Consider the following 13,734-nt stretch of genomic DNA (forward strand, 5'->3'; position numbering starts at 1 on the left):
TCCTTAAAATTTATATAATTTTTTGATGAGTTGGTATTTTTCTTCACGACTGATATCCAAGGCATTAATATTTGTTATTTCATCAACATAGACTTTCGCTGTTGATAAAACTTTTATCATGTTTCCTAGATGCGATAGATTGATCTTGGCAATCGCCCTATAATCAACGCCTTTTCGTATTAAAAATTCATATTTCTCTGGATCTGTTGTTTTAACGAATTGATATTCTGCTTCACTCATACCCAAGGAACCGCAAAAATCAGTTTCTTTTGCTTTTGGATTACTTAGTAACAACACTGTTTCGCTTTGTTCCATGATTGCTGTGCCAATGCTAGATTTTGCGATATCTTCGACACTTTGAGTGCCAAGAAATAAAAAGCCGTTTTCTTTTCTAATGGTTTTTTCCTTGTTGAAGACCTCTTTTGACACTACTGGATTTTTGAGCCAATCCCATGCTTCATCGATAAATAAGCCAAACCTGCGTCCATCAACCATATCGATAATTCGCCAAAGAATATAATATGCAACATATGGAGAAATTTCATCGTCTTTTAAGATCGTTGTGCCGTCTATACCATACACAAGAATACTCTCGTCGCTAAAATCTAAAGTATCCATTTCATTGTCGAATACCCATCCAAATTCATTACCGATAGTCCAAGCCATCAATCTAGATTTTAAGGAATTTGACTCATTTTCGCCTTCTTGAAGCAATTGCCAAACCCTACTGATGCCATGAGTTCTTTCGCTTTTTTCCAGTCTCATGACGCTATCTACTGCTAGATTGAGTTGCTCTTCTTCTCTAGTTGTTAGCATTAAATTATTTTGATTGCCTTTGGTGGCTAACATTTTTAAGAGAACCTTCAAGCGACGTATATTTTCAGGTGTTGCGTCACAACTAAAAGGATTAAATCCAGTCGGTTCTCCACTTGTTATGGTTAAATACTTTCCGCCAATGGCAATTATATTGCCGATAGCTCCTTTATCCTTGTCTAAATAGAAATAGGTAGCCTTACGTTTTTCTTTTGGAGTGTTTTCTGCAAAAGTATCTGGCTCATTAAATTTACAGAGCATATTTAGTGTGAAATTCATTAAAACAGTTTTGCCTCCACCGCTTTGACCTAAAACGAAGGTATTTGCTAAAACATCGTTTTTACCAAATTCGTCTTTGTCAAAAATTGTTTGGTGTATGTTAAAAAAATATGGCTGCGCATTTGGCGTTTGCAATATTGCAATGGCATCTCCCCATGGATTGCCATATTGTTTTCCTCGTGGAAAGTTGTGAAGTGCTACAAAACTAGCAAAATTTTTACTCGAAATGGTGTGAAGCCTAGGGCGTAGCGTGAAATTTGCTGGAAGCTGCGCAAAATATGTAGCTTCTAGAGCTATATTGGCTTGTGTTGCTAAAAATCCTAAGTCTTGCAATACGACCGCAATTTGGTTTGCAATGTGCTCGCACTCGTTTTGTGTATCAGCGTATATGACAATAGAAAAGTGATACTCTCCAAAGATTATGTCATTTTGTAATTCGTCTAGAGCTGTGCCAAGTTCTGCAATTTGACTTAATGCATCATCTTCTGCTGCTACTAATCTTTTTTGTTGCTTTGTAAGCTCATCTCTCGCCTCTTTTTTTGAAAGTGGCGTAAAGCTTTGAGTTATGGTATATTCGACATTAGCATACATTAGACTATCAAATATTCCACTAAAACTTACATTTGGATAGTCTTTTAATTCAATTGCTTTTACGAATTTCTTAGTTCCATCATTATAATTTAGCTGTAAAGTATGCTGTGAAGGAAAAATTTCATTTAAGTTACCATTAAGATAAAAGTCTAGGGGTGCATTTGGAACACGAACTTTTGTAAATTTACCACCTATCAAATAGTTGTAAAATTCTAGTTGAGAGCTAAAAATTACACCATCTTGCTCATATATGCCAAGTCTATGTGGCTTAAAATGGTTTAAATTTTGTTCAATAGTTATGCATTTTTGGTGAAAACTTTTCAAATGAGCTTTGATCTGTTTCTTTTTGGCATCTATGTTTTGATTTCTAAAGTGTAGTTTCTCAGCCTTACTAAATGGTGAATATATCGCAGTTAGATATAGCCTGTTTTCCTTTAAATTTTCAGAGCTAAAAATCTCATAATACTTTTTTGAGAAACTTTTTAAAAATTCATTTGAAAAATAATCGTTCAAGCCAACTTGTGTATTAATTCTAGCATTGTGAAAATAAAAACTAATATTTTCACCAGCGAATTGCCTAACAAGCATATTAAGCTTGTTTTTCGCAAGATCTATTAATTCGTCATCTTCTACTTCAAAAGCTATACCATCAACTCGCCATGTGGCTAAATAATCTCTATCTTTTGTGATGACAACATTATTTATATATGTTTGATACGGAATTAAATTCTCTAAATTTGCAAATTCACTTAGTCCAACAACGCTAAGTCTTGGATAGAAATTGCGCATAGATTGCTTGGTATATGTCGAATTCGCCATATAGCTTTTCCGACCATTATAAAATTTATTAATGGCAGGGGATCTAAAAAATCTAAGTTTCAACCCCCAAAGCCTAAACGCCATATCGTCTTTTTTGACTAAAAATTGGAAAACAAAGGTGGTAGGAATTATCATAGCCGCTAAAAGCAAATATTCGTTTCCAAATAGCACTTTGGCGAAAATTGCGAATAAAGCCCAACTAAGTGCCATAATCATAAACGGCACCATAGGAACACCAAATACCATAGGAGGGCGTGTCAAAGCTTTAAAGATAGGCTCAGGAGTTAACATTGAGAGTATCTTTTAAAGAAGCATGCCAGCAATCATAGCTGCACCGCCAATAAGAATACCACCAAGAACTATAGGTGTAACTTCCCTAATTGCTTGACCACCGAACATTACTTTGTAGCCTGCGACCATGATTGCACCAGTCATAATCAGAACACCAGCAGCACTTAACCAACCATTCACAGTTGAAAAAAAGTTGTCAACTTTGGTTAGACCAGTTCCACCAGCAGCAAATAGAAAATTTGGGAAAAAAAATAAAAACAGAAAAGCAGAAAACTGCTTGAAATATGAGATTGAAGTAGAGCTAGATTTTAGAAAGCGATTTTTATTCTCTCTCTCTCTCTCTCGACGATTAGAGCGGAAATGTTGTTTGTCATTTTATGTCTCCTTTTAAATATTGACACGCAAGTGTAACATATTTTTGAATAAAATGATATAAAAATATGAAAACTCTAATCAATTTTTTATCAGTAGCCTACAATTCATCATCCTAGAGCATAGCTAATTTTTTGAAATTTTGATTTTATGATTTTGCAAAGCACTAAAAAACCGATAAAAAACCCATCAAGACGATATTTCAAAGTATTTTTTATCTTTTAGTAATATATTTTTTGCTTAAATGCTCTCTAAGCACCTAAAAATAGACTTTTTTAAATTAAAAAACCAGTAAAAAACCGAAAGAAATTTTTATATTCTTAAGAGAATTTAGATAAAAATACCTCTTTTTAAACAAAAAATGGTCTTAAAATAGGTTTTTTACCTTAAATAAAAACATGAATTTTTACTTTTGTAATGCTTTAAAATATCGTTATTACCGAGCCTAGAAACGATTTAAGTTTTCTCATACACGCGCTGAAAAAGTTAAAAAACCGAAAAAAATAGCTATGTAAATGGCGATTTAAAGGGCTTTATCGGTTTTTTAAGCTGTATTAAAAAACCAGTAAAAAACCGATGAAATAGCATTAAAAAAACGATATAAATTTTTAAAAAACCGAACCTTTTACTAATGTTTTATATCGTATGACTTTAAGATATTAACTTTAAATAAATTGAACTAGATTGTTTAGGTAATCTGCATACCATTGCATTAAAATTCTATTTTGATCAATAGTTGCTGTCTGTCTTTCGTAAGCATATTTAACTGCATTGCTTTCTGTGTGCGCTAGAGCATTTTCTATTGTTTTTTCGCTTATACCCAATTGTGCCAGATCCGTAAGATGTAAAGAACAAATTGTTTTAAACGTGGCTCTAAAACCATGAGCAGAAGCTTTAGAATTATATTTCTCTCTGCCGCCTATATTTCTTATGGCATTACTAATGCTGTCTCTGTTAATATGACCTGTTTTTGTAAGAGACGGAAATACAAAATTACTTTCTAATGGTGTATATTGTTTTTGTTCTAGTAAAACTGATAAAGCTTGCTTTGAGAGTGTAATTTGGTGTGCATGCCTCATTTTCATTTGGATAGGCGGAATAGTCCAAATTCCTTTTTTAAGATCTATATCTTTCCACTCAGCACTTACTGTGTTAATGGGACGATTAACGCATAAAATTTGGAGCATTACGGCTCTTTTGACTTGTAGATCTAATTTGCTGTCATTTCGTAAATCAGTCAAAAACTCTTTTAACTCATTTTCATCTGTAATAGCTGGGTATCTTGTGTCGATGCCATTTCTAAGGCTAAAGCTGTTGGAAGTTGGAAATTCATCGTGTAAAGCCTTGCAAGGGTTATAATCTATATATCTATCTTTAATGGCATTTTCATATAGCGAATTTAGCGTATTTATAATTCTGTGTATAGTCTCAAGTCTTGATTTCTTTGGATTATACGGATTAAATAATGGTGTTAATATAGTTTTTATATCATTAAAATTTATATCTTTAATATCAACATTACCAAATTTAGGCAAGATGTATTTTTTTATCCTAGATTTAATTTTATCTATATAAATCTTATCTAGCTGGTCTATTTTCTCTTTTTTGTCAATATATCTATCAAATAGCTCTGAAATTCGATATTTATCTTTGGATCTTACAAAACCACTTTCAAATTTTCTTATAATTTCTATCGCATCTCTTCTTGCCTCAGCAACTGAGTAAATTCCCTCCCTAAACTCTTTCAACTTAAAATGTGTAGTGTTTTTATATTGTATAAAAAATGTTTTCATACCACTTGGATACACTTTTATATAAAGTTCTTTTGGATTGCCCACAGCTTTTTTATATACTTTATTGGCTGGCAACATTGCCCTTATATCTTTATCAAACAAATTTGCGGTAGAAACTCTTGGCATCTTTTACTCCTTTTTTAAAAGTTACCTTTATGCAGTAAGAATTACCTTATATGTAACTAGAATTATCTGGAAGTAATTGTATATAAAAAAGAAGTAAAAAGAATTAGATAGCTACTTTTAGCCCATGAAATCGGAATTATAAAGAAATAAAAAGAATTAAAAAGAAGTATAAAGAATTATAAAAAACATAAAATGGTGGGTTCACCAGGACTCGAACCTGGGACCATCCGGTTATGAGCCGGATGCTCTAACCAACTGAGCTATGAACCCACAGTTGAAAGAAAATCGTATTATACAAGAAAAAGCTTATCTAAATATAAAAATAGCCTTTTTAATATGGCGTATAAAAACGAACAAATTTAAAAAGAAAAAGCCCTAAAATAGGGCTTATAAATTATTTATAATTTTTTATCGCAGCGTCTAAAATCTCTTTTGCAGCGTTTGCGTCTTTAAATTCTTTCACTTTAACCCATTTGTTTGGCTCAAGAATTTTATAAGTTTCAAAGAAATTTTTGATCTTATTTAGTGTCGCAGTTGGCAAATCTTCGTAGCTTTTTATCGCCTCATATCTTGGATCGATCTTTGTAACTGGCACAGCCAAAAGCTTCTCATCCATACCTGCTTCATCCTCCATCACCAAAACGCCTATCAAGCGGCAAGGGATGACGCTACCAGCTTGGAGTGGATACTCGTTTAGCACCAAAATATCAGCTGGATCGCCGTCGGCTGCAAGTGTGTTTGGCACAAAGCCGTAGTTTGCTGGGTAGAACATCGCTGAGTAAAGCACGCGATCAACTACGACTGCACCGCTATCTTTGTCGATCTCATATTTGATATTTGAGCCATAAGGTATTTCGATTACGGCATTGACTTTGTCTGGGTTTGAGCCAAATTTGATCTTTGAAACGTCCATATATTTGTCCTTTTATTAGAAATTTTCGTGATTTTAGTATTTTTTGCATTAAATACTCGTAAATTTAACTACCTTACAACCTCTACGCTATCTACGTCGATCTTTGTTTTTGTAAGGTCTTTATCCACCTCGCCTCTTATCCTTAAAGGTGTATCTTCGTTGGCTGTTATGCTGCCCCATTTTTTGTCGCCTATCTCAACAACGATGACATCGCCATTTTTATCGGCAAATTCATACTTATCTGATTTGATGTGTGACTTTATCTTGCCCTCAAGCACGACTTTTGCGTCATCATTTAGTTTTAAAGCCTCTTTTACGCTTATAGCATTTTCGCTTTTGTGATTTGAGACAAAGCCTCCAGCCATTGCGATGCTAGCAGCCAGTGAAGCGATGAAGATTTTTTCATTTTATCCTTTTTGGTTGATTGTTAAATTTAAAGGATATTACATTTTTGGTGTTAATAAATGGTAAGTTTTAAAACCTTGCACCTTTTGATGCAAGGTCTGTGAATTATATAAGTTTAGCTAGTAAATTTTTGATGTCAGCTACGATCTCGTCTATGCCACGCTCGCCATTTACCACGTGAAGTAGCTCTTTTTCGCTGTAAAATTTGCGGATAGGTTTGATCGGATCAAGATAGACTTTCATGCGGTTGTTAAAGACTTCGTTATTGTCGTCAGCACCTCTTGCACGGCCAAGTACTCTAGCCCTTGCCACGTCCTCACTAACATCCACTTCGATGACACCTTTTAGAGAAATTTCATCTTGCTCGCTTAAGACTTTGTCAAGCTCGGTCATTTGCTCAACGCTTCTTGGGTAGCCGTCGATTATGATGTTTGATTTATTTGAGCTTTTGATAGCTGAGACGATCGCATTTACGACAACGTCAAGTGGGACCAAATTTCCTTTTGAGATAAAGCCGTCTATCAGTTTGCCAAGCTCGCTACCACTTGCGACTTCAGCTCTTAAAAGATCGCCAGTTGAAAAGTGTGCAAATTTCTCATCTTGCTGTGCAATGATCGATGCGTCTGTTGTTTTGCCGCTGCCTGGAGCGCCGATGATTAAAAATAAATTTTTCATTTTTTCCCTTTTATTGCCTTTGTCTTTTGAGCGCTTTTTGCGGAGCTAGTAAAATTTAGCTTGATGAACTAAGTGTTCTATCTGCGCAAAATTTTACGTCGCAACCACAAAAATCATCTCAAACTACTTAGGCAAGTTTTGATTTAATTAGCCGCCAAGTTGGAGGCATCTTTTTATAAATTTAAATTTAGGATGGAATTTTGTCTAAGAAAAATATTTAAAGACAAAATTCCATCTCTTTTTAAAGGCAAATTTTAAGCCTTTTGCTCTTTTTCTCTTATCCTTAGCCCTAGCTCCCTAAGCTGTTCGTTGCTAGCGTAGCTTGGCGCCTTTGTGAGTGGGCACTGAGCGCGTTGTGTTTTAGGGAAGGCTATGACGTCACGGATTGAGCTTGCTTTATTTACAAGCATATTTAGCCTGTCAAAGCCGATCGCGATACCGCCATGTGGAGGCGCGCCAAATGTCAAGGCATCAAGCAAGAAGCCAAATTTCTCACGCTGCTCGGCTTCATCTATGCCAAGAAGCTTAAAGACCTTTTGTTGGATGTCATTTTTGTGAATTCTTATACTTCCGCCACCAAGCTCAAAGCCGTTTAGTACGACGTCGTGAGCGATAGATAGGATATCTTCAAGATCAGGCTCATCTATATTTTTTGGCATTGTAAATGGATGGTGCATCGCAGAGTAGCTACCATCGTCATTTTGCTCAAACATTGGGAAGTCAAGCACCCATAAAAACTCAAGTCTGTTTTGATCGATGATGTCCATTTGCTCAGCTAGGAAAATTCTAAATCGTCCCATATAATCAAGCACGATCTTTTTCTTACCAGCACCAAAAAATACTACATCGCCAACTTTTAGCTCACATCTTGAGACGATCTCGTCAAGATCGCTTTGCTCGAAAAATTTGCAAAGCGGGCCCTTTAAACCATCTTCTTTCATCTGGAAGTAGCCAAGACCTTGTGCGCCAAATTTACGTACAAATTCCTCAAATCTATTCATCTCGCGCTTACTAAAGATGTTGTCACCATTTGGCACTTTTAGCGCTTTTATGCGGTTTTTCTTCTTATCTTTTGCGATCCCGCTAAAAATTTCATTGCTTGAGCGCTCGAAAATATCGATCACATCGATCATTTTTAGATCATATCTAAGATCAGGCTTGTCTGAGCCGTAAGTCTCGGTCGCTTCTTTGTAGCTCATACGTCTAAATGGCGTTTTGATGTCGTGCCCGCAGGCTTTAAAGATATCTTTTAGCATTGTCTCAGCCATATTTATGATATCTTCTTGCTCAACAAAGCTCATTTCGATATCTATTTGAGTAAATTCTGGTTGGCGATCAGCCCTTAAGTCCTCGTCGCGGAAGCATTTTGCTATCTGAAAATACTTATCAAAGCCAGAACACATCAAAAGTTGTTTAAATAGCTGTGGGCTTTGCGGGAGCGCGTAAAATTGGCCTGGATACACGCGGCTTGGCACTAGATAGTCTCTCGCACCTTCTGGAGTTGCGCGTGTTAAAACTGGAGTTTCAAACTCGATAAAGCCCATTTTATCTAGGCTGTTTCTAGCTGCGATCGCTGCGCGAGAACGCATTTTAAAGATATTTTGCAAACGCTCGCTTCTAAGGTCTAAAAAGCGGTATTTTAGCCTGATGTCCTCATTTACACTCTCATCACCTATCATAAATGGTAGTGGCTCGCTTGGATTTTCGATGATGAGCTCGCTTACTATCACCTCTATCTCGCCAGTTTTTAGCTTTGGATTGGTTAGTCCTTCGCCTCTAGCTCTTACTTTTCCTTTTGCTTTTAAGACATATTCATCTCTTACTTTTGCAGCCACGTCGTGTGCTTCTTTGCTGTCAGCAGGGTCGCAAACTAGTTGTATAAGCCCGCTAACGTCTCTTAAATCGATGAAAACGACGCCACCGTGGTCTCTATATGTGTTTGCCCAGCCACAAAGTATTACTTCTTTGCCGATATCAGCTTTGCTAAGATCGGTGCAATAATGACTTCGCATAAAATGCTCCTTTGCAATGTTTTTTAGGCAATTATAATCGCTTTTTTCTTTTGAAAAGCTTTGTTAAAATAAAATATGTTACAATCATTTCTATGAAAAATGAACAAAAATTTAATACCACAAATGCCAAAAAAGTGGGACTTATCGCGAAAGATTACCCATTATTTAAGCAGGATTTAGCAAAGCTAGAAAAAATTTTAAAAAAGTATAACGCAGAAATTTTGCTTGAAAAAAACTGTGCAAAACAGGTAGAAAAAAGTGGCTTTGAGCTGATAAAACTAGCCAAAGAGTGTGAATTTCTTATCACGCTTGGCGGTGATGGCACGATCATCTCAACTTGCAGAAAGCTAGCTCACATCTCGCCACTCATCCTTGGCATACACGCTGGCAGGCTAGGCTTTTTGACAGATATCACGATAAATGAGAGTGAGAAGTTTTTTAAAGACTTTTTTGATGATAAATTTGAGGTAGAAACGCCTTTTATGCTTGATGTGACGCTTCATAAAAATGATGGCAAAACTGAGAAAAAGATAGCATTTAACGACGCGGTCATCGTTAGTAAAAATGGCGGTTCAATGACGCATATCGAGGCACTTTTAAATGAAAAGTATTTTAACTCATATTTTGGAGACGGCGTCATAGTGGCGACACCAGCAGGAACAACGGCATATAATATGAGCGCAAATGGTCCTATCATATATCCACTAAGTGAGGTCTTTGCGCTAACTCCCATCTGCTCGCACTCGCTCACGCAGCGTCCAGTCGTGCTTACAAAAAACCACACGGTCAAATTTAGAACAAATAGCGACGCCATTTTAGTAATAGACGGCCAAGACCGCTTTGATATGAGTAAAATTTCAGCCGTCAGCATGAGTCTGAGCGATAAAAAAGCGAGGCTGATACGCCATATTGGCAGGGATTATTTTCAAATTTTAAAAGAGAAACTTCACTGGGGTTATAATGATTGATCGAATTTTGATTAAGGATTATCTAAATTTTAAAAATGTCGAGCTAAATTTCAAAGAGGGTCTTAGCGTATTTACGGGCGTTAGCGGCGCTGGTAAGTCGGTGCTGATGAGTGCTATAATGGCTGTTTTTGGGCTAAAAGATAGCGAGGCAAGGCTAATAGAAGCTGACGTTGAGCATAAATTTGAGCTTGATGAGTTTGGCATAGAAAACGAAGAGGTCAATATTTTCAAGCTTTTAAAAGATAAGAGCACGAGGTATTTTATAAACCAACAAGCCATCTCAAAGAGAAATTTAGCCCAAGTGGCGCGCGAGCACATCAAATATCTCTCGGCAAAAGAGGCAAATGAATTTGAAAATGAGAAATTTCTAAATTTGCTTGACAGGCTTGAAATTTCAAAAAATGAGAAATTTAAAGAGATAAAACAAGAATTTGAAGAGGCGTTTTTAGAATTTTCTAAAATTTCAAAAGAGCTAGCCACTATCAAAGAGGAAGAGAAAAAGGTCGAGGAGCTAAAGGAGCTTGCCAGCTTTGAGATCGAGAAGATAAGAAGTGTTGGACCTAAAAAAGGCGAGTTTGAAGAGCTTATGGAGACTAAAAAAAGGCTTAGCAAAAAAGATAAGATAAATGAGGCGTGGGCTAGGGCTGAGCGGATATTTGAGCTAGAGCACAGCGTAAATGAGGCGCTAAGTATCAGCGACCTTGATAGTGGCTTTTTTGAAGATGCGATGAACGAGCTAAGAGTTGCGCGTGATAGCCTAAATATGGAGGAGCTTGACGATATCGACGTGGAGAGCGTGCTTGATAGGATAGAAGCTCTTAATGCCATCATTAGGCGCTATGGCAGCGAGGAGGAGGCGTTAGAAGCGCTTGATAAAAAGGAAAAAGAGCTTGCTAGATATGAAAATTTAAGCTTTGAAAAGAGCGAGCTTGAGAAGAAATTTGAAATTTTAAGCAAAAAGGCAAATGAGCTAGCCAGCACTTTAAGCAAGGCAAGGAGTGTAAATTTAAAAGAGCTTGAGACGATGATAAATTTATACCTAAAAGAGCTTTATATGCCAGATATTACGCTAAGGATCGAGGGCAAAAAGCTTGATATTTTAGGCGCTGATGAAATTTGTCTAAATTTAAACGAGACCTCACTTAAAAATTTAAGCTCAGGCGAGCTAAACCGCCTAAGGTTAGCTTTTATAGCCGCATCTAGTGAGATCACAAAAACGGGCGGTGATGTCATCATTTTAGACGAGATAGATGCAAATTTAAGTGGAAAAGAGGCGATGAGTATCGCAAATGTCTTGCTTAAACTTGCAAATTTCTATCAAATTTTTGCCATTTCGCACCAGCCGCAGCTTAGCTCAAAGGCAAATTCGCACTTTTTGGTAGAGCGCCACGGTGAGAGCTCAGTCGTAAGAGAGCTTGACAAAGAGGAGCGTGTAAATGAGCTTGCGCGTATGATAAGCGGTGAGCATATCAGCGAAGAGGCGATAAATTTCGCAAAAGGACTTTTAAAATAGCTTGAAATTTAAGTTTTAAATTTAAGCTTTGTGATTAGGTTTATTTGTTAAAATCCGAGCTAATTTAATAAAAAATCACAGGAATAATATGGAAAGAATTCTAGTAGTTGATGATAATAAGGCACTTGCTAAGCTAATCGTCATGCAGATGGAAAAGAGCATTGAGGATATGGCGATCGACGTTGCGTACGATTTTGCCGAAGCCCAGATGCTAATTAGCGAGCACGGCAAAGATTATTTTATGACTATCTTGGATCTAAATTTACCTGACGCACCAAATGGTGAGATCGTTGATTATGTCCTTGCTCAAGGGCTCTGTGCTATCGTTTTAACTGGTAGCATCGATGATAAGACGAAAGAATTTTTTATAAACAAAGACATAGTTGATTACGTCTATAAGGGCAACATGGATGATATCAACTACATCTTTCAAATGATAAACAGACTAAGCAAAAATAGACAATATAAAGTTCTAGTCGTTGAGGACTCATTGCCTTTTAGAAATATGATAAAAAAAATCTTAACTAGCCTTCAGTTTAAGGTTTTAGCAGCGGCTCACGGCGAAGAGGCGATGAGCTATTTTGCTGATAATCCTGATATAAATTTAATCATAACTGACTATAGAATGCCTGTTAAAGATGGTTTAGAGGTCTTAAAAGAGGTGAGAAAAGAGAAAGATAAAAACCACCTTGGTGTGATCGTGATGACATCTCCTAGCGAAAAGACTGATGCTTCGATATTTTTAAAAAATGGAGCTAGCGACTTTATAGCAAAGCCATTTTCAAAAGAAGAGCTCATTTGCCGTGTAAATAACACCATTGAGGCGATGGAGAATATAAATAAGATAGCAAATTTTGCCAACCGCGACTTTTTAACTGGCGCTTACAATAGAAGATTTTTCTATCAAGATATAGAAGAGTACGTCCAAGCAGCTGAAGAGCTTGATGAGCCTTATGCGTTTGCTATGCTTGATATAGATCACTTTAAAAAGATAAATGATACATACGGACATGATGGTGGCGACAAGATACTAAAATCACTCGCAAAGATACTAACTGACAACACAAAAGGAAGAGATGTGATCGCTAGGTTTGGTGGCGAGGAATTTTGTGTCGTTCTTAAAAAGATAGCAAAAGAGGAGGCAATTAAATTTTTTGTAAATTTAAGAGCAAAAGTGGCTGAAAATGAGGTAATCATAAAAGATAAGATCGTAAGAGTGACCGTCTCTATCGGCATATCTTTTGGAAAAGGTCACTGCGAGATAGATGATATGCTTGAAGCTTGCGACTCAGCGCTTTATGTCGCAAAAGAAAATGGTAGAAATAGGGTAGAAATAGCTTTATGATTATAGATACGCATTGCCATTTGGATAGTAAAGTTTATGATTTTGACCTAGAGCAAATTTTATCTGAAGCCAGAAATTTAGGGCTAAAAGGCTTTATTATCCCTGGAGCTGATATTAATGATTTACCAAAAGCGGCTAAAATAGCGCACGAAAAAAATGATATTTTCTTTGCCGTTGGAGTTCATCCATATGATAAAGAAAATTTTGATATTGAAACTTTAAGAGAATTTGCCAAAGACAAAAAGTGCGTGGCTATCGGCGAATGTGGGCTTGACTACTACCGCTTGCCAAAAGATGAAGAAGAAAAGCTAAGAGAAAAAGCGGATCAAAAACGTGTTTTTTTAGCTCAACTAAATTTGGCAGTTGAGTTAAAAAAACCCGTTATCCTCCATATTAGAGAGGCTAATGAGGACTCTTTTAACATCTTAAAAGAGTATGCGCCAAAGCTTGAAGCTGGGGCAGTTTTGCATTGTTATAATGCCTCGCCACTTCTTTTGGAGCTTTGCAAATTTGGGAATTTTTATTTTGGTATAGGTGGCGTTTTGACATTTAAAAACGCTAAGAATTTAGTTGAAATTCTGCCAAAAATTCCTTTTGATAGGGTATTGATAGAGACTGACGCCCCTTATCTCACGCCAGAACCAAATCGCGGCAAGAGAAATGAGCCGGCGTTTACGACATTTGTTGCTAAAAAGATAGCTGAAATTTTAAACCTTGAATTTGAAGTAGTTTGTAAAACGACTTCAGATAATGCCAAAAGGTTATTTAAGTGCTTTGCCTAAATTTTGGGCATTGTGCTTGCTTAAGATGCTAGCATCA

At 36.4% G+C, this 13,734-nt stretch carries 11 protein-coding genes and 1 tRNA gene; 4 read left to right on the forward strand and 8 right to left on the reverse strand.

What is annotated here, in order from left to right; genetic code table 11:
• Window positions 1–3 precede the first annotated feature (3 nt).
• The 8 genes from G6W43_RS00110 to aspS form a co-directional block, all read right to left on the reverse strand.
• Window positions 4–2,793: a VirB3 family type IV secretion system protein gene (locus tag G6W43_RS00110; RefSeq protein ID WP_194168867.1), complete on the reverse strand. Its 2,790-nt coding sequence runs from the start codon at window positions 2,791–2,793 to the stop codon at window positions 4–6.
• Between the two features lie 12 nt (window positions 2,794–2,805).
• Window positions 2,806–3,084 carry a TrbC/VirB2 family protein gene (locus G6W43_RS00115; protein ID WP_103568014.1) on the reverse strand — a complete coding sequence of 93 codons (279 nt, stop codon included), beginning with the start codon at window positions 3,082–3,084 and terminating at the stop codon, window positions 2,806–2,808.
• A 746-nt stretch (window positions 3,085–3,830) separates the two neighbouring features.
• Window positions 3,831–5,084 carry a tyrosine-type recombinase/integrase gene (locus G6W43_RS00120; RefSeq protein ID WP_194168868.1) on the reverse strand — a complete coding sequence of 418 codons (1,254 nt, stop codon included), beginning with the start codon at window positions 5,082–5,084 and terminating at the stop codon, window positions 3,831–3,833.
• A gap of 193 nt (window positions 5,085–5,277) precedes the next feature.
• Window positions 5,278–5,354: transfer RNA gene (locus G6W43_RS00125), tRNA-Ile, on the reverse strand.
• Window positions 5,355–5,478: 124 nt separating this feature from the next.
• Complete coding sequence (gene ppa / locus G6W43_RS00130) at window positions 5,479–5,997, reverse strand: inorganic diphosphatase (protein ID WP_103596801.1); 519 nt, start codon at window positions 5,995–5,997, stop codon at window positions 5,479–5,481.
• A gap of 68 nt (window positions 5,998–6,065) precedes the next feature.
• Entirely contained in the window at window positions 6,066–6,395 is a 330-nt protein-coding gene (locus G6W43_RS00135; RefSeq protein WP_223231546.1) for a NirD/YgiW/YdeI family stress tolerance protein, read from the reverse strand.
• 112 nt (window positions 6,396–6,507) lie between these two features.
• Window positions 6,508–7,077 (reverse strand): adenylate kinase, encoded by a 570-nt coding sequence (locus tag G6W43_RS00140; RefSeq protein ID WP_021092793.1) that lies wholly within the window; start codon window positions 7,075–7,077, stop codon window positions 6,508–6,510.
• 254 nt (window positions 7,078–7,331) lie between these two features.
• On the reverse strand, window positions 7,332–9,089 hold the full coding sequence (gene aspS / locus G6W43_RS00145; protein ID WP_107804800.1) for an aspartate--tRNA ligase: 1,758 nt from the start codon (window positions 9,087–9,089) through the stop codon (window positions 7,332–7,334).
• A gap of 92 nt (window positions 9,090–9,181) precedes the next feature.
• Here aspS and G6W43_RS00150 point away from each other — a divergent pair, with 92 nt between their 5' ends.
• From G6W43_RS00150 to G6W43_RS00165, 4 genes are all read left to right on the forward strand, one after another.
• Complete coding sequence (locus G6W43_RS00150) at window positions 9,182–10,057, forward strand: NAD(+) kinase (RefSeq protein WP_193798961.1); 876 nt, start codon at window positions 9,182–9,184, stop codon at window positions 10,055–10,057.
• Window positions 10,050–11,570 carry an AAA family ATPase gene (locus G6W43_RS00155; RefSeq protein WP_194168869.1) on the forward strand — a complete coding sequence of 507 codons (1,521 nt, stop codon included), beginning with the start codon at window positions 10,050–10,052 and terminating at the stop codon, window positions 11,568–11,570. Before G6W43_RS00150 ends, G6W43_RS00155 begins: the two co-directional genes overlap by 8 nt.
• An 88-nt stretch (window positions 11,571–11,658) precedes the next feature.
• A complete protein-coding gene (locus G6W43_RS00160) occupies window positions 11,659–12,915 on the forward strand; it encodes a diguanylate cyclase (RefSeq protein WP_194168870.1) in 1,257 nt (418 codons plus the stop codon).
• Window positions 12,912–13,697, forward strand: a complete 786-nt coding sequence (locus tag G6W43_RS00165) for a TatD family hydrolase (RefSeq protein ID WP_194168871.1) — start codon at window positions 12,912–12,914, stop codon at window positions 13,695–13,697. The genes G6W43_RS00160 and G6W43_RS00165 overlap by 4 nt, the downstream gene beginning before the upstream one ends.
• Window positions 13,698–13,734: the final 37 nt, after the last annotated feature.

The organism is Campylobacter concisus (assembly GCF_015229965.1).
Taxonomy (GTDB): domain Bacteria; phylum Campylobacterota; class Campylobacteria; order Campylobacterales; family Campylobacteraceae; genus Campylobacter_A; species Campylobacter_A concisus_BD.